Annotated in this window: 14 protein-coding genes; 2 read left to right on the top strand and 12 right to left on the bottom strand. The window is 66.6% G+C overall.

The window, feature by feature from the left end:
* Positions 1–37: 37 nt before the first annotated feature.
* The 7 genes from F3K02_RS00365 to F3K02_RS00330 form a co-directional block, all read right to left on the bottom strand.
* Positions 38–1201, bottom strand: coding sequence for a ribonucleotide-diphosphate reductase subunit beta (locus F3K02_RS00365; protein WP_177132070.1), 1164 nt, complete (start codon positions 1199–1201; stop codon positions 38–40).
* 143 nt (positions 1202–1344) lie between these two features.
* Entirely contained in the window at positions 1345–4209 is a 2865-nt protein-coding gene (locus F3K02_RS00360; RefSeq protein ID WP_281362700.1) for a ribonucleoside-diphosphate reductase subunit alpha, read from the bottom strand.
* Between the two features lie 480 nt (positions 4210–4689).
* Positions 4690–5313 carry a 1,6-anhydro-N-acetylmuramyl-L-alanine amidase AmpD gene (ampD, locus tag F3K02_RS00350; RefSeq protein ID WP_177132060.1) on the bottom strand — a complete coding sequence of 208 codons (624 nt, stop codon included), beginning with the start codon at positions 5311–5313 and terminating at the stop codon, positions 4690–4692.
* Positions 5303–6772, bottom strand: coding sequence for a sigma-54-dependent transcriptional regulator (locus tag F3K02_RS00345; protein ID WP_177132057.1), 1470 nt, complete (start codon positions 6770–6772; stop codon positions 5303–5305). The genes ampD and F3K02_RS00345 overlap by 11 nt, the downstream gene beginning before the upstream one ends.
* 16 nt (positions 6773–6788) lie before the next feature.
* Positions 6789–8585, bottom strand: coding sequence for a sensor histidine kinase (locus F3K02_RS00340; RefSeq protein WP_177132054.1), 1797 nt, complete (start codon positions 8583–8585; stop codon positions 6789–6791).
* Positions 8586–8615: 30 nt separating this feature from the next.
* Positions 8616–8855, bottom strand: coding sequence for a PP0621 family protein (locus F3K02_RS00335; RefSeq protein WP_177132051.1), 240 nt, complete (start codon positions 8853–8855; stop codon positions 8616–8618).
* A 12-nt stretch (positions 8856–8867) separates the two neighbouring features.
* Positions 8868–9668, bottom strand: coding sequence for a cytochrome C assembly family protein (locus F3K02_RS00330; RefSeq protein ID WP_177132047.1), 801 nt, complete (start codon positions 9666–9668; stop codon positions 8868–8870).
* Between the two features lie 177 nt (positions 9669–9845).
* On the opposite strand from F3K02_RS00330, the gene ffh reads away from it, so the two are divergent.
* Both ffh and F3K02_RS00320 read left to right on the top strand, forming a co-directional pair.
* Positions 9846–11216, top strand: coding sequence for a signal recognition particle protein (gene ffh / locus F3K02_RS00325; RefSeq protein ID WP_177132029.1), 1371 nt, complete (start codon positions 9846–9848; stop codon positions 11214–11216).
* Positions 11217–11235: 19 nt separating this feature from the next.
* On the top strand, positions 11236–11889 hold the full coding sequence (locus F3K02_RS00320) for a hypothetical protein (protein ID WP_246309039.1): 654 nt from the start codon (positions 11236–11238) through the stop codon (positions 11887–11889).
* A gap of 38 nt (positions 11890–11927) precedes the next feature.
* Here F3K02_RS00320 and mdoH read toward each other — a convergent pair whose 3' ends face one another.
* The 5 genes from mdoH to F3K02_RS00295 all read right to left on the bottom strand — a co-directional run bounded on the left by mdoH (position 11928) and on the right by F3K02_RS00295 (position 19179).
* Complete coding sequence (gene mdoH, locus F3K02_RS00315; RefSeq protein WP_177132026.1) at positions 11928–13925, bottom strand: glucans biosynthesis glucosyltransferase MdoH; 1998 nt, start codon at positions 13923–13925, stop codon at positions 11928–11930.
* Positions 13898–15466 (bottom strand): glucan biosynthesis protein G, encoded by a 1569-nt coding sequence (locus F3K02_RS00310; protein WP_177132023.1) that lies wholly within the window; start codon positions 15464–15466, stop codon positions 13898–13900. The genes mdoH and F3K02_RS00310 overlap by 28 nt, the downstream gene beginning before the upstream one ends.
* Before the next feature lie 191 nt (positions 15467–15657).
* Entirely contained in the window at positions 15658–17091 is a 1434-nt protein-coding gene (locus F3K02_RS00305; RefSeq protein WP_246309037.1) for a sigma 54-interacting transcriptional regulator, read from the bottom strand.
* Positions 17088–17768, bottom strand: a complete 681-nt coding sequence (locus F3K02_RS00300) for a hypothetical protein (protein WP_177132021.1) — start codon at positions 17766–17768, stop codon at positions 17088–17090. The genes F3K02_RS00305 and F3K02_RS00300 overlap by 4 nt, the downstream gene beginning before the upstream one ends.
* Entirely contained in the window at positions 17758–19179 is a 1422-nt protein-coding gene (locus F3K02_RS00295) for a sensor histidine kinase (RefSeq protein WP_218179313.1), read from the bottom strand. The genes F3K02_RS00300 and F3K02_RS00295 overlap by 11 nt, the downstream gene beginning before the upstream one ends.
* Positions 19180–19218 lie beyond the last annotated feature (39 nt).

Below are 19218 nucleotides of genomic sequence, written 5' to 3'. Positions count from 1 at the left end.
ATGTGATGAATGGTTGCGGCCCCGGGTGGTGACTGTGTCAGTCCCAGGAAAGCGCTCCGCCAGACTGGTATTCGATCACGCGGGTTTCGAAGAAATTGCGTTCCTTTTTGAGGTCGATCATTTCGCTCATCCAGGGGAACGGGTTTTCTTCGTTCGGGAACATGGGCTCCAGACCGATCTGTGTGGCGCGCCGGTTGGCGATGTAGCGCAGATAGCCTTTGAACATGGAAGCGTTGAGGCCGAGCACGCCACGCGGCATGGTGTCTTCGGCGTAGCGGTACTCCAGTTCAACCGCCTTCATGAAGAGCGCCTTGATCTCGGCCTTGAACTCAGCCGTCCAGAGCATCGGGTTCTCCATCTTGATCGCGTTGATCAGATCGATGCCGAAATTGCAATGCATGGACTCGTCGCGCAGGATGTACTGGTACTGCTCGGCGGCGCCGGTCATCTTGTTCTGGCGACCCAGCGCGAGGATCTGTGTGAAGCCAACGTAGAAAAACAGGCCTTCCATCAGGCAGGCGAAGACGATCAGACTTTTCAGCAGGGTCTGGTCGTTCTCGGGCGAACCGGTGGCGAAGGCCGGGTCCATGATCGCTTCGATGAAGGGGATCAGGAACTCATCCTTGTCGCGGATCGACTGCACTTCGTTGTAGGCGTTGAAGATCTCGGATTCGTCCAGGCCCAGCGACTCCACGATGTATTGGTAGGCGTGCGTGTGGATCGCTTCTTCAAAGGCCTGGCGCAGCAGGAACTGGCGACACTCGGGCGCGGTGATGTGGCGGTAGGTACCGAGCACGATGTTGTTGGCGGCCAGAGAATCGGCGGTGGTGAAGAAGCCGAGGTTGCGCTTGACGATGCGGCGCTCGTCTTCGGTCAGGCCGTTCGGATCTTTCCAGAGCGCGATGTCGCGGCTCATGTTCACTTCCTGCGGCATCCAGTGGTTGGCACAGGTGGCGAGGTATTTCTCCCAGGCCCACTTGTACTTGAACGGCACCAGTTGGTTGACGTCGGTCTTGCCGTTGATGATGCGCTTGTCGGCCGCGTTGACGCGGTGTGCACTCGGCGTGGCCTTGGGTGCAGTGAAAGCGGGGGAGGGATTTGTCGCGGAGGACAGTGACGCTTGCACACCCGGCATGTGAGGTGGCAGGGGAATCGATGCGGGCTTCGAGGAGGGAGTAACTTGATCGTCCCAGGTCAACATAGGTGTGTCCAATTCGGTGGATTATCGAAGTGTCTGCATGAAATGCAAAGGACTCATGCGTGTGATGAATGTTTTGTGTTGCGGTGTCGCATCGAATGCGCGACGTTCAGCACCACAACACGCACACACAACACATGCAAAGGTCATTGGCAGGCTTCGCAACCGGGGTCATCGATCGCGCAAAACTTGATGTCGGTCGCAGGTTCATCAGCCACCGCAGTCGCCGCAGTTGCACTCATCGAAGCTTCGTTGCCGTGCACCGAGACCGCGTTGAGCTGACCGGTGCGACCGGTGGATTTTTCGGCTTGTGTGGCCGAGGTGGTGCGCAGGTAGTAGGTGGTCTTGAGGCCTCGCAACCACGCGAGCTTGTAGGTGTCGTCGAGCTTCTTGCCCGAGGCGCCGGCCATGTAGATGTTCAGACTCTGCGCCTGGTCGATCCACTTCTGGCGGCGCGCTGCGGCTTCCACCAGCCACAGCGGTTCCACTTCGAAGGCGGTGGCGTACAGCGCCTTCACTTCCTGCGGCACGCGGTCGATGGAACGCAGCGAACCGTCGAAGTGTTTGAGGTCCATGACCATCACGTCGTCCCACAGGCCCAGCCGCTTCAGGTCTTTCACCAGGTAGCCGTTGATGACGGTGAACTCGCCCGACAGGTTGGACTTGACCGAGAGGTTGCCGAAGCAGGGCTCGATCGAAGCGTCCACGCCGATGATGTTGGAGATGGTCGCGGTCGGCGCGATCGCCACACAGTTGGAGTTGCGCATGCCGTCGGTGGCGATCTTCTGGCGCAGCGCGTCCCAGTCCAGGCTGCTGCTGCGGTCCACGTCCACATAACCCCCGCGTTCTTGCGCCAACAGGTCCAGCGTGTCGGGCGGCAGGATGCCCTGGTCCCACAACGAGCCCTTGTAGCTGGCGTAACGGCCGCGCTCGCGGGCCAGTTCGGTGGAGGCCCAGTAGGCGTGGTAACAGACCGCTTCCATCGATCGGTCGGCGAACTCCACCGCGTCGTTGGAGGCATAGGGGATGCGCAGTTCGTAGAGCGCGTCCTGGAATCCCATGATGCCGAGCCCGACCGGGCGGTGGCGCATGTTGGAGTCGCGCGCCTTCTTGACCGCGTAGTAGTTGATGTCGATCACGTTGTCGAGCATGCGCATCGCGGTCTTGATGGTGACCTGCAGCTTGTCGTGGTCGAGCATCTTGGCGCCGTCGTCGGTGCGCTTGATGTGGTTGAGCAGGTTGACCGAACCCAGGTTGCAGACCGCGGTTTCGGTGTCGCTGGTGTTGAGCGTGATCTCCGTGCAGAGGTTGGAGCTGTGCACCACGCCAGCGTGTTGCTGCGGTGAGCGGACATTGCAGGCGTCCTTGAAGGTGATCCAGGGGTGGCCGGTCTCGAACAGCATCGAGAGCATCTTGCGCCACATGTCGGTGGCGGCCAGCTTGCGGTAGGGCTTGATCTCGCCGCGCGCGGCCTTTTCTTCGTAGGCGACGTAGGCCTTCTCAAAATCGGCGCCAAACAGGTCGTGCAGGTCGGGCACGTCGTTGGGAGAGAACAGGCTCCACTCGCCCTTTTCCATCACGCGCTTCATGAACAGGTCGGGAATCCAGTTCGCCGTGTTCATGTCGTGCGTGCGGCGGCGGTCGTCGCCGGTGTTCTTGCGCAGCTCCAGGAATTCTTCGATGTCCAGATGCCAGGTTTCCAGGTAGGTGCAGACCGCGCCCTTGCGCTTGCCACCCTGGTTCACCGCGACGGCGGTGTCGTTCACCACTTTCAGGAACGGCACCACGCCTTGCGATTCGCCGTTGGTGCCCTTGATGTGGGCGCCCAGGGCGCGCACGCGGGTCCAGTCGTTGCCCAGGCCACCGGCGAATTTGGAGAGCAGCGCGTTTTCCTTGATCGATTCGTAGATGCCGTCGAGGTCGTCGGGCACGGTGGTCAGGTAGCAGCTGGAGAGTTGCGAGCGGCGGGTGCCGCTGTTGAACAGCGTGGGCGTGCTGGACATGAAGTCGAACGAGGACAGCACCTCGTAGAACTCGATGGCGCGGGCCTCGCGATCGATCTCGTTGAGCGAGAGGCCCATGGCCACGCGCATGAAGAAAGCCTGCGGCAGCTCGATGCGGCTCTTGCGCACGTGCAGGAAGTAGCGGTCGTACAGGGTCTGCAGGCCAAGGTAGTCGAACTGCAGGTCGCGCTCGGGCTTGAGCGCGGCACCCAGGCGGTCCAGGTCGAACTGCTGCAGCTTCTCGTCGAGCAGCTCGTTCTGCACGCCTTTCTTGATGAACTGCGGGAAGTAGTCGGCGTAACGGGCACCCATCTCGCTGGACGGGACTTCTTCGCCGATCACTTCCTTGACGATGGTGTGCAGCAGCAGGCGCGCGGTGGCGTAGGTGTAGTCCGGGTCTTTTTCGATCAGGGTGCGCGCGGCGAGGATGGAGGCCTTGTAGACCTCTTCGATCGGCACGCCGTCGTACAGGTTGCGCTTGGTCTCGGCGACGATCGGGTCGGCTTTGACGTCCTGGCCCAGGCCTTTGCAGGCGTCTTCGATCAGGTGCTGCAGGCGGTTCAGGTCCAGCGGCACGCGCTGACCGCCGTCCATCACGTGCAGCAGGGCTTCGGCCGGCTTCTGCGCTTCGGCCTGGTGGGCACGTTCCTGGGTGCGGCGTTCGCGGTACAGCACGTAGGCGCGTGCCACTTCGTGGTGACCGCTGCGCATCAGGCCGAGTTCGACCTGATCCTGCACATCTTCAATATGGAAGGTGCCGCCGGCGGGGCGCGAGCGCATCAGCGCGCGCACCACGTTCTGCGTCAGCGCGTCCACCGTCTCGCGCACGCTGGCCGAGGCCGCACCCTGGGTGCCGTGCACCGCGAGGAAGGCTTTCATCAGTGCCACCGCGATCTTGCTCGGCTCGAACGGCACGACCGCGCCGTTGCGGCGGATGATCTGGTACTGGGCAAAAACCGAGCTGGCGCTGTCGGGCATGGCAGCGCTGGTGGCACCAGCGGAATGCATCGCGGACGCGGTGGTGGATGTGGGGGATTGAGCTGTCAGCATGGTTCCTCTTTCGTTTGTTTTGTGTCGGCGGCGAAGGCGCGCGGTGTCGGATGGCAGCGGGGTGGGGAGGCCGGGTCCAGGGCAGATCCGCTGGCTTGACGGGATCTGCAGGAGCGTGTCATGGGAGGGTTTCAAGCCATGTGACCGGGCGACCGCAACGCGCAGAGCACACTATATCTGGTGTGTGACGGGTGTTCAAGCCACTACAGGTAGTGTTTGTACAAAATCTTCGTCCCGCGCTATGTGTCCATTTTTGCAGGCAAAAAGGTCGGGGATTTCCCGTGCTGCTTCAATGTCAAAGGATGTGTTGTGACCGCCCAATGTGCCTTGCTGTTGCTTTTTTTTTGCAGCATCGATGCGGGTTTCCAGCGGTTTTGTCGTTGAAAGCGGCGCCAATGGCGCGCTGTGTCCACTGCGGGCTTTCAGGTCCGGCAGGCTTCAGGCCGCAACGTTGGTGTTCGGAGGCGTGTCGCCAGGAAAACACGCATGGGCCCAGCCCAGACTTTGTTGTAGACGCGTCCAGTCGAACCCGCTGCCGGGGTCCTGCTTGCGGCCGGGAGCGATGTGCTCGTGGCCCGCCACGTAGGCGATCGGGTAACGCACGCCGAGGCCGGCGCACAGGCGGGTCAGACCGTCGTATTGCGCGCTGGTGAAGGAATCGCCTTCCAGACCCTCCAGCTCGATGCCGATGGAGTCGTCGTTGCAGTTGCTGCGGCCACGCCAGCAGGAACTGCCGGCGTGCCAGGCGCGTGCGTCGGCATCCACAAACTGCACCAGCTCGCCATCGCGGCGGATGAAAAAATGCGCCGAGACTTCCATGCCACGGATCTGCTGGAAGTAAGGATGGGCGTCCCAGTCGAGCTGGTTGGTGAAGAGCTGTTCCACTTCCGGGCCGCCGTAGACACCGGGTGGTAGGCTGATGGAGTGGATCACGATCAGGTCGATCCGTGCGCCCTCGGGACGCGGGCCGAAATTGGGCGAAGCGCAGCGGCGGGCGGCGCCGAACCAGCCGCCCTCCCAGGGGGGGGGCGACACGGACCGATCGCCGGCTTCAGGTTTCATCGTCACCGTCCGCGGGGGTGGCAATGCCCAGCCGCTGGATGCGGTAGCGCATCTGGCGCAGGTTCAGACCCAGACGTGCTGCGGCGGCGGTGCGGTTGAAATCCGTTTCCTTCAGTGCCTTGAGCAGGACCTGGCGCTCCTGGTCGTCCAGGTAGGTCTGCAGGTCGGGCGGTATGCCCGCGGCCGGGTCCGGTGCCGGGGTGGGCACCGAGAACGCGGCTGTCGTTGACGGGCTCTCGGGACGCATCGCCGTGTCACTCGTGTCACCGAAATCGTCAGCCTGCAGCACCGCACCACTGCTGAGAGCGAGCGCGCGTTGCAGCAGGTTTTCCAGTTCACGCACATTGCCGGGCAACTCGCAGGCCTGCAACCAGGCCAGAGCCGTGTCGGACAATTCGGGCACCGGCTGGCCCGATTCGCTGCAGATGCGCTGCAGCAGGGCATGGGCCAGTTCGGACAGGTCTTCGCGCCGTTCACGCAGGGCGGGTGTGCGCAGGCTGATCACATTCAGCCGGTAGAACAGGTCTTGCCGGAACTCGCCACTTTTGACGAGTGCGGCCAGATCGCGGTGCGTGGCGCTGACCAGGCGAACGTCCACCGCTTCTTCCTGCACGCCGCCGAGCGGGCGCACGCGGCGCTCCTGGATCACGCGCAGCAGCTTGGCCTGCATCTGGAGCGGCAGGTCGCCGATTTCGTCGAGGAACAGGGTGCCGCCCTTGGCCGCCAGGAAATAGCCTTCGCGGTCCTGGGTCGCGCCCGTGAAGGCGCCCTTGCGGGCACCGAAAAATTCGGCCTCGATCAGGTTTTCAGGGATCGCGCCGCAGTTGACCGCGACGAAGGGGCCACTGGCCCGGTGGCTGCATTCGTGCACCGCGCGCGCCACCAGTTCCTTGCCGGTGCCCGATTCGCCCAGGATGAGCACGGGCGCCATGCTGGTCGCCACTTTTTCAATGCGGTTGCGGATCTGCACCATGCAACCCGAGGTACCGACGATGCGCGCCAGGGCCTGCACACCGGCCGGAGGCGGTGGTGCGCTGCGCAACACGGCGTCGCCCAAAGGCGGCCGCATCGCGGACGGGTACCGCTGGCTTTGCAGTGCGGCCGTCACCGCGGCGCGCAGCTGCTTGAGGTCCACCGGTTTGGTGAGGTAGTCGAAGGCGCCGGTCTTGAGCGCTTCGACCGCGTTCTCGGCCGAACCGTAGGCGGTGATGACGATGCTCTTTTCGGTGCGCTGATCGGCGCCCAGTTCGCGCAGCAATTCCAGGCCCAGCCCGTCGGGCAGTCGCATGTCGGTGATCAGCACGTCAAAGTGGCGTTGCGCCAGCCACTCGCGGGCCTGGGTGAGGTCGGGGGCGGACACCACTTCGTGGCCTTCGCGCAGCAGCGTCAACTCGTAGAGGGTGCGCAGGTCCGGCTCGTCGTCGACGACCAGGATGGACGTGGGAGTGGGTGCGGTCATCGATCGGTCGTGGGGGTCACAGCGTGGACAGGGACGGCGGGTCCGCCTGGGAGAGGCCAGGGCGGGTCAGGCCGGGCACCGAGTCGCCCATGGGGTAGGCCAGGCTTTGTTGTGCGGGCAGGTTGCCCGCAGTTGCGCCGGGCAGGAGTACAAAAAACTCGTTGCCTTCACGCTGGTCGAGCCGGCTGCGCTGGTAGGCGATCTGTGCCCCGTAGCGCTCGCACAGCTCCCGGCAGATGTACAGACCCAGGCCGCTGGAGCGGCTCTCCGAAGAAAAGAAAGGCTCGAACAGGTGGCGCAACACGCTGGCCTCCAGCGGTGCGCCATCGCTCCAGACCGACAGGCGCACCCGGTCTGTGCCGCCGGGCTGCGTGATGACACGGATGGAAGAGGGCTTGCCACTGGCGTGGCGCAGGGCGTTGTCCAGCAGGTTGATCAACAGGCGCCGCAGGTGCTCGGGGTCGAAGCCCACATGGGCTTGTGGCGCGTGCAGGTGCACACCCAGGATGCCCTGGACCTGGTTCTGCCGGTTCCATTCGTGCGTGATCTGGCGCACGGTCGGATCCAGTGGCAGCGCCGCCGCGTACGCCCCGTCCTGGTGGGGTTGGACACGCGCCACATTGAGGATGTCGTCCACGATGCGCGAGAGCCGCTGGGCGTTCTGCTCGATCATGCGTGTGAGCCGCTTTTGTCCGGGTTCCACCACTTCTTCGTCGAGCAGCGCATTGGCCTGTGTGATGGCCGACAGCGGGTTGCGGATTTCGTGCGCCACAGCCGCCGACATGCGGCCCATGGAGGCCAGCTTTTCGGTGCGCACGCGGGCCTCGACTTCACGCAGGTCTTCCAGGAACAGCACGCACAGGGCGGCGTGCCCTTCGCCCTGGGTGCGCGTGAGCCGGGTGCGGGCGAAAAACCGGTGCGAGGTGAATTCGTCGATGTCGATGCGAACCTCGGACTGCATGGGTTGCCCGAGCGCGAAGCTTTCGTTCACCAGATGGGACAGCCCTTCCCACCCGTGGCGTGCCGACAGCAACAGCTTGGCGGCGTGCGGGTAGTGTTCGCCCATGAGCATGGATTTGGCCGCCGGATTGGCGTTGCGCACCACGCCGTGCGGGTCGACCACCAGCACGCCTTCGCTCAGGCTCTCGATCACCAGTTCGTTGACCTGGGCCTGCGCACGGGCGGCGGCCTGGCTGCTCTGGGCCAGCACCTCTTCGCGCGCCAGCCGCACGGCGAGCTGGTTGGCCAGCAGGGCAATGATGAAGAAACCGGTGCCCGTCAGACCCGCCTGCAGGAAGCGCGAGGCGGAGACTTCGCTCAGCAATGCCGCGCTCGCAGCCGCTTCGCCCAGCAGGAACAGCGTGACGCTCGCTGCCGTGGCGAGTGCCAGGGTCATCGACCCCAGGACCGCCGCCAGCAGCACCGGCAAGGCAAACAGGGGCGTGTAATTGAGGCCGCCCTGCTGGAAAAACTGCAACAGGGCGAACACCAGCAGGTCAACGCCGATGGTCAGTGGCCACTGCAGGCCACCGGCCTTCCCCGGGTTGTCCACCGGCCACCAGAACATCACGGCCAGCGCGGCCGTGAGGTGCAGGGCGCTGACCAGCACCAGCCAGTTCGGGCCGCCGCTGTGGTTGAGCAGCTCGAACACCTGCAAGGCCAGCAAGACCGCGGCAATGAAGGCCCTGGCCCGCATGAAGGCGCGCCACAGGCGCTCGAAGGCGTGGCGCCGCTGTTCGCGTCCCAGCGATCCGTGGTCCTCAAAGGTGGAGAACCAGGAGGGCGCGAAACTGGGGTTGTGGTCCTGGGCCATGGGTGTTCTTGCCTGACGCACAGGCCCGGATCAGCTGCCCTGGCGCTCGTGCTGCGCGCGGTGTTCGGCGCAGCAGTAGGCTCCTCGCGGGCCTTTGATGGCCTCGTTCTCGGGCAGGTGCGCGCCACATTGCAGGCAGGCCACCATGGCCACGGGCGGGAGGGGTTTTCGGGGCGCCGGGGCTTGGCCGCGGTCAAGGTCCTGCGAGCGGTTGTTGCGCCAGACCCAGAATGCCACCAGGACCACCGCCAGTACGAGCAGAAATTTCATGGGGTGGGGTCCTCAGACTCGCTGCAGCACGACTTCGAGCACGAAGCGGGAGCCGACGTACCCGAGCAGCAGAAAGCCTGCGCCGACGTAGAGGGTGCGCACCGCGGTGCGGCCCCGCCAGCCCAGCCGCCAGCGGCCGACCAGCAGGATGCCCATGGTCAGCCAGGACAGCACCGAGAAGGCGGTCTTGTGGTCCCAGACCCAGCCGTGGTTGAGCGTTCCCGAGAACCACCAGCCGGCCAGCAGCGTGGCGCTGAGCAATGCGAAGCCGGCCGCCACGAAGCGGAAGGTCAGCCGTTCCAGGGTCAGCAGTGGCAGGGTGGTTTCGGCCGAGGCGCCCAGGCGCATGGACTTCTCTGCCCGCTGCATCATCCAGGCGTGCACCACGGCCGCGGCGATGAGTCCGTAGGAAGCGATGCCCAGCGCCCAGTGCAGCGGCAACCAGCTCGAGCGCAGGGCCGGGTAGGGCGAGCCGGGGAATACCAGGGCCAGCAGCACCGCCACGGTGCCCAGCACGGCCAGCGTCCAGCGGGCGCGCATCTGGGGATACAGCCGGGTTTCCACCAGATACACCGTCAGGACCAGCCAGGCCGTGACCGAGAGCGCGGGTGCGAAGCCAAAGCGGGGCGGGTGTTCGAGCAGGCCCGATGCGAGCACGAGCAGGTGCAGCAGCCAGGCAATGGCCAGCACGCCGCGTGTCTGCGCTGCCGTCAGGCGCGGGTGGGCCCAGGCCAGCACGGCGTACGACAGCGCCGCCACCGCGGACAGCAGGGCGGCGGGCGGGTTCGTCGACAGGGTGGGCAACAGGTTCATTGGTTCAGCGTGGGACGCAGCAGGCGCCACAGGGCACGGCTAAAATCATCCGCACAGTTTAACGGTCTTGCCCCGACCGAGTTCGCCGGGTACCGACCAGTCCATCCGGGACGCGCGGGCCTTCCGTCCGACCCGTCGCCGCCCTTCCCGGCGCCCACCAGCACACCCGAGCACACCATGGCATCAGCCCTCTCAGACCGCCTCTCACGCATCGTCAAGGAAATGCGCGGCCAGGCCCGCATCACCGAAGGCAACGTCGCCGACATGTTGCGCGAGGTGCGCATGGCCTTGCTGGAAGCCGACGTGGCGCTGCCGGTGGTGCGCGACTTCATCGCCCGGGTGAAAGAAAAGGCGCTGGGCCAGGAGGTGATCGGTTCGCTCTCGCCGGGGCAGGCGCTGGTGAGCATCGTCAACCGCGAACTGGCCGCCACCATGGGCGAGGGCGTGTCGGACATCAACCTCGCGGCCCAGCCGCCGGCGGTGATCCTGATGGCCGGCCTGCAGGGTGCCGGTAAAACGACGACCACCGCCAAGCTGGCCAAACACCTGATCGAGAAGCGCAAGAAGAAGGTGCTCACGGTCTCGGGTGACGTCTACCGCCCGGCGGCCATCGAACAGCTGAAGACCGTGACCGCGCAGGCCGGCGCCGAGTGGTTCCCGAGCACGCCCGACCAGAAACCGGTGGACATCGCGCGCGCCGCCATCGACTACGCGCGCCGGCACTACTTTGACGTGCTGCTGGTCGACACGGCCGGTCGCCTGGCGATCGACGAAGCGCTGATGCGCGAGATCCAGGAACTGCACGCGGTGCTCAACCCGGTGGAAACGCTCTTCGTGGTGGACGCCATGCAGGGCCAGGACGCGATCAACACCGCCAAGGCCTTCAAGGATGCGTTGCCGCTGACCGGCATCATCCTCACCAAGCTCGACGGCGATTCCCGCGGCGGCGCGGCGTTGTCGGTGCGCAGCGTCACCGGCGTGCCGATCAAGTTCGCCGGTGTGTCCGAAAAGATCGATGGCCTGGAGGTGTTCGACGCCGAGCGCCACGCCGGCCGCATCCTGGGCATGGGCGACATCCTGGCCCTGGTCGAGCAGGTCACGGCCGGCGTGGACATGGCCGCGGCGCAGAAGCTGGCCGCCAAGGTCAAGAGCGGAGAGGGCTTTGACCTCAACGATTTTCTCGACCAGATCCGCCAGATGAAACAGATGGGCGGGCTCTCCAGTCTGATGGACAAGCTGCCCAGCGCCATGACCGCCAAGGCCGGTCAGGTGGACATGGACCGCGCTGAAAAGGACATCAAGCGCAAGGAAGGCATCATCTGCAGCATGACGCTCCGGGAGCGCAGCAGGCCCGAACTCATCAAGGCCACGCGCAAGCGCCGCATCGCCGCCGGTGCCGGCGTGCAGGTGCAGGAAGTCAACCGCCTGCTCAAGGAGTTCGAGCAGATGCAGGGCATGATGAAAAAGATGAAGGGCGGCGGCCTCATGAAGATGATGAAGCGCATGGGCGGCATGAAAGGCATGCCCAAGATGCCCGGCATGGGTTGACCGAAGTCAAGTGAGGGGCATGGTCAGCGGCCCATACTCCCTGCCCATGCTGACTGGTATCGAAATGGCGCTGGCTATGGCCTGCACGGTGATGGCCTTGTGGTTCCGCCCCTGGCGCATGCTGGCGGGCCCCTTGCTCACGCCCGCGCTGGCTGCGCTCGCCCTGTTGCCCTGGCTCTGGCTGTTGCCGCAGAAGATGCCGCAAGGCCTTCAGGTGCAGCTCTCGGGCGCCTGTCTGCTGGTCCTGATGCTGGGCTGGCCGCTGGCGGTGCTGGTGCTCTCGGGCGTGGTGCTGGCCGTGTGGCTGCTGGGCCACTCGGATCCGGCTGCCGCGCTGTCCCAATGGGTCTGGATCGGTCTGGTGCCGGCCACGCTGGCGCTGGGTATCGGGGCGCTGTTGCGCCGCTGGCTGCCGCCCAATCCTTTTGTCTACACCCTGGGGCGGGGCTTTATCGGCACCGCCGCGGCGGTGTTTCTGTCGGGCGTGTTGCTGGAAACTGCCCACGAGTGGGCCGGCGGAGCCCCACACGAGCAGGCGCTGGTGGCGCGCTGGCTCATGGCCTGGGGTGACGCCTTTCTGACGGGCATGTTCAGCGCCATCTTCGTGGCCTTTGCGCCGCAATGGCTGGCGACCTGGTCCGACGAGCGCTATCTCAAATCACCGAAGCCCTGAACGCTGGCCGGGCCTTCCGCCCGGCTCGCCACCGGTGATCAGGCGGCCTTGAGCAGCGACAGGCGCGAGGCGTGGCGCCAGGCCCGGCGCAGCACGGCCGGTGACCACGACTCTTCCGGGATCAGCAAGGCGCCTCGGGCGCGCATCCAGGACCCGAGCGCAACGTGACCGGTGGCCACGGTGAACGGCACCGCCAGGAGCAACGGCAGGGTCACCGGCAACATCCAGACCAGGGCTTCGATGTTCAACGAGGCCACACCGAACACCAGCACGCCGATGACGGCTGCGATCGGAGCCAGCTGGGCGAACGCGCCGCGCCAGGCCACGCCGACCGCTTCCCGGGGCGGGGACTTCCAGTCGAGCTGGATGCCGGTGACGGCGACCAGCACGAACAGCGAGTGCGCCACCATGCGGATGGGCGCCTGAAGCAGGGCCAGGGCGCTCTCCAGCAGTGCGCTGGACAGCAGGATGCCCGCGCCGCCGAAACCTTTTTGTTCGCCCTTGAGGAACACCGCCAGCAAGCCCAGCACGCGGGGCAGGAACAGCAGGCACAGGGTCCAGATCCAGAGACCCAGGCGCTCGCTGGACGAGTCGTACCAGCCCGGCAGCTGGCTCGGGTCGGCCACGCACAGGGCGGTGCCGAAAGCCAGGAAGGCCAGCCACATCGGCGCCGACAGGTAGGACATGGCGCCGATGGCGAACATGGAACGGTGCACGCGGTGGATGCCGGGTTCGGCCATCAGGCGCGAGTTCTGCAGGTTGCCCTGGCACCAGCGGCGGTCGCGCTGCAGCTCGCTCAGCAGATCGGGCGGCTGCTGCTCGTAGCTGCCGGTGAGGTCGGACACCAGCCACACGTGGTAGCCGGCGCGGCGCATCAGGGCCGCTTCAACGAAATCGTGCGACATGATGCCGCCGGACATGCCGCCCGTGCCCTTGATCGGGGCCAGCGCGCAGTGCTGCATGAAGGGTTCGACACGGATGATGGCGTTGTGGCCCCAGTAGTGCGATTCACCGAGCTGCCAGAACTGCATGCCGAGGGTGAACAGACGGCCCGTGACGCGCGAACCGAACTGCTGTGCGCGCGCGTGCAGCGTGGCGTGACCGATGGCCTGGGTGGCGGTCTGGATGATGCCGGCGCTCGGATTCGCGTCCATCAGCTTGACCATGGACACCAGGCAGCTACCGCTCATGACGCTGTCGGCGTCGAGCACCACCATGTAGTCGTAGTCCTTACCCCAGCGACGGCAGAAGTCGGCCACGTTGCCCGCCTTGCGGTGGGTCCGGCGCTTGCGCAGGCGGTAGTACACCTCGATCGGTGGGTGGCCGGGCTGCTCGGCCAGGGCCGCGCGCAAGGCTTCCCAGGCGCTGCGCTCGGCCGCGGCGATGGCGGGGTCGTAGCTGTCGGACAGCACGAAGACGTCGAACTGCTTGGCGTGGCTGGTGCCGATCAACGATTCGCAGGTGGCGCGCAGACCGGCGAACACGGTGGCCACATCTTCGTTGCAGATGGGCATGATGATGGCGGTGCGCGCGTCGGGGTTCAGCGCGTGATCGCGCACCGAGGCCGCGGTGAGGGTGTGGCGGTCGCCGCGCAGCAGCACCCAGAAACCCATGAGTGCGGTCACGAAGCCGGTGACGACCCAGGCGGACAACACGGCGAACAGCACCAGCTGGGCCGATTGCAGCCAGGTGTGTTCATCGTCCGGCTGGGCGGTGATGTACAGGCTGGCGGCCAGCACCGTGCTCAGCAGCGTCAACATCACGAACACCGTGCGGCGCCGGTTGGCCGCGATTTCCCAGGCCTGTGGTTTCGGGAGGCCGCTGGGGCGCACCTTGGGCGTGCGCGGTGGCAGCAACCGGCTGGCGCTGGCCAGCACGGCGGTGCCGATGCTGTTCCAGAAGCCCCGCCAGGGGCGCGGCGCCATGGACCCGCGGTTCACCGGCGGGGCCGTCACCGCGTTCGGGTGGCGTTCTTCACGCAGCAGGCTGCGGCCACTCAAGGGGGCGGTCACTCGGGCAGGAGTAGTTGTGTCCATGTTTCGCTCAGGGTGTCGTTCTGGTGTTGGAGAAAGGCGCGCAGCTCGACCGGGCGGCTCGGGTCGATGCGTTCCACGCGCAGGGTCACGCGCCAGGTGCGCGTGGCCGGATTGGGGTAGGCCAGGGCTTCGAGGACGCGGCCATTGGTGTCGGCGCTCACCACCGCGCGCACCGGGGCGCCGGCAGGCAGGGCTTCCAGCGCCGGACCGGCGAAGTCGAGCACGTACTGGGGTTGAAGCGCCTGTTCGCTGACGCTCAGCTTGGTGTAGCCGTAGCCGCGGCGGCTCTGGGTGACCCAGGCCGACGGAGGGCGCTGTTGCGTGTCGCCCTGCCAGGCCAGCTCGTAGGCGTATTCAAAAGGTTCGCCGGGCGTGGGCAGGGTGGCGGGCACCCAGTAGGCGACGATGTTGTCGTGGGTCTCGTCGGGCGTGGGCAACTGCACCAGTTCCACGCGGCCGGCACCCCAGTTGCCCAGCGGCTGGATCCAGGCGCTGGGGCGGCGCTCGTAGCGGGCTTCCACGTCCTCGTAGTTGGCGAAGCTGCGGTCGCGCTGCATCAGACCGAAGCCGCGCGGCTGTTGCATGGCGAACGAACTCACCACCAGCTGGCGCGGGTTCTGCAGCGGGCGCCACAGCCACTCGCCGTCCCCGGTGACCATCATCAGGCCGTCCGAGTCGTGGACTTCCGGACGGAAGTCGGTGGCGCTGCGCTGGTTCTCGCCAAACAGGAACATGCTGGTCAGCGGTGCCAGACCGAGGGTGTTCACCGGCGCCGACCCCGGGCGCAGGTAGACCCGGGCGTGCACGGTGACGGTGGTCTGGGTCCCCGGACGCAGCACGAACCGGTAGGCCCCGGTGCTGCGCGGCGATTCCAGCAGGGCGTAGACCGTGATCTGCTTCGCGTCCGCCGCCGGGCGTTCCAGCCAGAACTCGGTGAAGCGCGGGAATTCTTCGCCGCTGCCGCCCACGGTGTCGATCGCGAGGCCACGGGCCGACAGGCCGTACTGCTGGCCGGCGCCCAGGGCCCTGAAGTAGCTCGCACCGAGGAAGGCGACGAGCTCGTCCTTGTAGGCCCCGGCGTTCAGCGGATAGTGCAGGCGGAAACCGGCATGGCCCAGGTCGCCCCAGGCCTTGGCGTCCACGGTGTTGCGGCCGAAATCGAAATCGGTGCCACGGTAGGACAGGTGCCGCACGCCCTCGGGCGTGATTTCGTGGATGCGAACGGGTTGTGTCTGGTACAGGCCCAGGTGGAAGAACTGGGTCTCGAAAGACCGCTTTTCCGCGCGCCAGAGCGACTGCTCGGGACGGAAGCGGATGTCGCGCACCTGGTCGTAATCGAGGGCGGCGAGGTCCGCGGGGAGTTTGTCGCTGTTTGCGCTGTAGGGCGCCTGTGCGCGGGTCCGGGCCAGCTGGCTGAGGGTGTTCCAGTCAAAGCCCTGGGCTTGCGTGGAAGCCGCGGCCAGCATGGCCAGCAGCGCGATCAGCAGGGATCGGCTGCGCTGGATGCGGGGCGCAGGAAACGGTTGAAAGGGGGTGGGCATGCCTTGATAAGGGCAAACCCTGTGCCAGCTCTGAAAAATCCTTTTAAATCAATTGGTTATGAGTTGATTTTGATGTGAGCGGTCGGTTTCGCGTCACTGGGGCGGTCCAAGAGGCCTGTTTTTGTCGTCGATCGGCGACAGGCAGGCGGGTGTTGAAAAAAAAACCGTTTCAGATCAACGGTTTTTTGTTGTCACACATCGGCGACAGGGTCGCTGGGTTCGGCGCCCGCACCGGCGCCGGCATCGCTCTTGAACAGACCGGGCGTGAGCGCGTGTTTTTGCAGCAGGCGGTAGAACTCGGTGCGGTTGCGCTGGGCCAGTCGGGCCGCATCGGCCACGTTGCCGTCGGTCATTTTCAGCAGTCCGACGAGGTATTCGCGCTCGAAGCGCTGACGCGCGTCGGCGAAGCTCAGCACCTCGACCGAAGGTGTGCGCAGGGCGCGCTGCACCAGCGCCAGCGACACCAGGGGCGTGGTGGACAGGGCGCAGACCTGTTCGACCACGTTGTAGAGCTGGCGCACATTGCCCGGCCAGGCGGACATCGTCAGCGCCTTCAGTGCCTCGGGGGCGAAGCCGGAGCTGCGCTTGCCGTATTTGGCGGCCAGTTTGGCCAGGAAGTGGTTGGCCAGCAGGGCGATGTCTTCGCGCCGCTCGGCCAGGGTGGGCAGGGTCAGCGTGACGACGTTGAGCCGGTAGTAGAGGTCTTCGCGGAACTGGCCCATGGCCATCGCGGCTTCGAGGTCGCGGTGCGTGGCCGAGATGATGCGCACGTCCACCGGCACCGACTGGCTGGACCCGAGGGGCCGCACCGCGCGCTCCTGCAGCACGCGCAGCAGCTTGACCTGCAGGGCCGGTGGCATGTCACCGATCTCGTCCAGCAGCAGCGTGCCGCCGTCGGCGGCCTGGAACAGGCCCTTGTGGTTGGCCACCGCGTCGGTGAAGGCGCCCTTCATGTGACCGAACAGTTCGGATTCGAGCAGGGCCTCGGGGATGGCGCCGCAGTTGACCGCGATGAAGGGCCGTCTGGCGCGCGGGCTGGCCCGGTGGATCGCCCGCGCCAGCACTTCCTTGCCGGTGCCGCTGTCGCCGCGCAGCAGCACGCTGGCGTCGGACTGGGCGACCATGCGGGCCTCGGCCAGCAGATCGGCCATGCGGTTGGAGCGGCTGACGATCTCGGCGCGCCACTGTTCGTCGGCGGGGTGGCTGGGGCTTGCCGGGGCGCTGAGTGCCAGGGCCTGGGCGATCTTTTCCAGCAGTTCCCGGGCTTCGTAGGGCTTGGTGAGGTAGCCGTAGACACCCCGCGCCGTGGCCTCCACCGCATCCGGGATGGTGCCGTGCGCCGTGAGCAGGATCACCGGCAGCGAAGGGTGGCGCGCCCGGATCTCGTCGAACAGGGCCAGGCCGTCGCGCCCGGGCAGGCGCACATCCGACAGGACCAGCTGCGGGCGCTCGATGTCGAGCTGGCTCAGCGCGGCTTCGGCCGAACCGACCGCCGTGACCTGGTACCCCGCCGCGCCCAGCCGCATCGACAGCAGGCGCAGCATGTCGGCGTCGTCGTCCACCACCAGCAGGCGGGCGCGCGCCGCGGCAGGCATCGGGGATGACGGGCTGACCGGCGTGTTCATGGACTCGACAGGCGCCCGGCACCGCGCGGTGTCAGGCTGCGTTCGATGGCGCGCATGGCTTCGAGCCGTTCGTTCAGCACCTCGATGCGGCGCTGGCTGTCGCGAAGCTGCTGCGACTGCCGTTCCACGCCGTCTTCCAGGCGACGCTGATCGAGCAGGCGGGCGGCCAGCAGACGGGCCAGCGGCTTGAGGGGCGCACTCTCCGGGGCCGGGTGGGCCATGACCCGCTGCAGCAGTCCGAGCGCGCGGGCCGTGTCGGCCGGCTGGTGGCTGTGCATCAACACCAGTGCGAGCTGGAACTGGCGCACCGGCAGGTTGCCGGGATCGCCGAGTGCGGCCAGCTCGTTTGCCAGCTCGTTCGCCGGCAGACTCCGCAGGCGGTCGGCGTAGGCGAGCATCGACTCCAGGGGCGGCGGCGCGGAGGCGTCCCCGGCGGGCCGGCTGTCCCGGTCCCCGGCGGCCAGCGCGGGAGGCATTGGCACCGGTGCGGTGGTCTCCGCCGTCGTGGCGGGTGCTGTGGGCTGATCGATGGCGGGGACCGGCGGTGGTGCGGGAGCGGGTTCCGGTGTGGCGCAGGCGCTCAGGCACACGGCAGCGCTCAGGCACAGGGCGACGCGACGGGACCGGGTCTTCAGGTGGACGCGGCGGAACGCTCGCTGGAAGGTATCAACTGGCATGGGGCAATTCGATGCGGAAATGGGCGCCGTTGCGCGCGGGCAGCAGCTGGACTCGGCCGCCGTGCGCTCCAATGTACTCGTGCACGATGGACAGGCCGATGCCGGTGCCCCTCACGGTGTCCGTTGGCTGGCGTTCTCCCCGGTAAAACGGTTCAAAAACGCGGTCGCGGTCGGCTTCTGCGACGCCCGGTCCCTGGTCGATCACGTCGAGACATGCCCGGCCGGCGTCGTCCTGCAGCACCAGGCGGACCAGTCCGCCCTGGGGGGAAAAACGGATCGCATTCGACAACAGGTTGCCAATGGCCGAGGCCACCTTTTCGCGATCCACGGGCAACACCATCGACGGACCTTCGGCGCGCACGTTGAGCTGGTGCGACTGCCAGCGCAGGCGCTGGGCTTCGATCTGGTCTTCCACCAGGGCCAGCAGGTCGGTGGGTTCGCGCTTGAGCTGGCGGGCTTCAAAAGCCGCGGCGTTGAATCGCAGCAGCGCCTCGATCTGGTGTTGCAGCAGCTGGGTGTTGTGCTGCAGGATGCTCACCACCTCGGCCTGGCTGGGGCTGAGCGGCCCGGCCACACCGTCGCCCAGCACCGCCACGCCCTCGTGCAGCGAGGCCAGCGGCGTCTTGAGTTCGTGCGAAACATGCCGCAGGAAGCGGGCCTTGTCGGCGTCGAGTTCGGTGAGCCGCAGGCGCAGCCACTCCAGCTGCTGGCTGACCCGCCGCACATCGGGCGGACCGGGGATGTCGATCGGCAGGTCGAGCCGGTTCTCGCCCAGACCCACAATGGCTTTCTCCAGCCGCTGGAACGGCCGGGCCAGCCAGACGCCGAAACCCAGCGCCATCACCGCGGCCAGGGCGATGGAGCCCAGCACCTGTTGTGTCAGCTGCCGGCGGCTTTTCTCGACCCGGTCCTGCAGCGCGTCGTTGCGGTTGCCGATGATGGCCTGGACCTGCTGGGCAATCGCTGCGCTGTGGCCGTCCAGCTCGCGGAAGGCGCGGGCCACGGCACGCTCGCGGTCGAGCGCGGTTTCCGGTGAACCGTCCAGCAGCGCCTCGACGTCGCTCAGCTGTTGCAGCCACTGTCGCGAAAACTCGGGCGGCAGTTCGTTGCTTTCGAGCCGGCGCAGGATGTCCCTGGCGTGGCCGGCCGCTTCCTCAAAACGCTGCCGCAGCTGGCGGTCGCCCAGCACCAGCGCCTGGCGGGCGGCCCGCTCCATGGTCAGGCTGCGCTCGCTGAGCGACTGGGCCGCGGTGCTCAGCGCGATCGCCTGGGTGGTGCTCTCCCGGCTCTGCGCCATGATCGTGTCGAGCGAAAACAGCGTGCGCACGGCGGCCGCGCCCAGCAGCGCGCCGATCAGCACGAAGGCCACCAGCAGCAACTGGGGGAAGGAAAACCGCAGCGTGGCTTTCAACACAGGGTGCCCCGGGTCAAGGGAGCGCTCACGGGACAG

The sequence above is a fragment of the Hydrogenophaga aromaticivorans genome (assembly GCF_013387465.1).
In the GTDB taxonomy this organism is placed as follows: domain Bacteria; phylum Pseudomonadota; class Gammaproteobacteria; order Burkholderiales; family Burkholderiaceae_C; genus Hydrogenophaga; species Hydrogenophaga aromaticivorans.
This window is presented reverse-complemented; position numbering and strand designations above follow the sequence as displayed.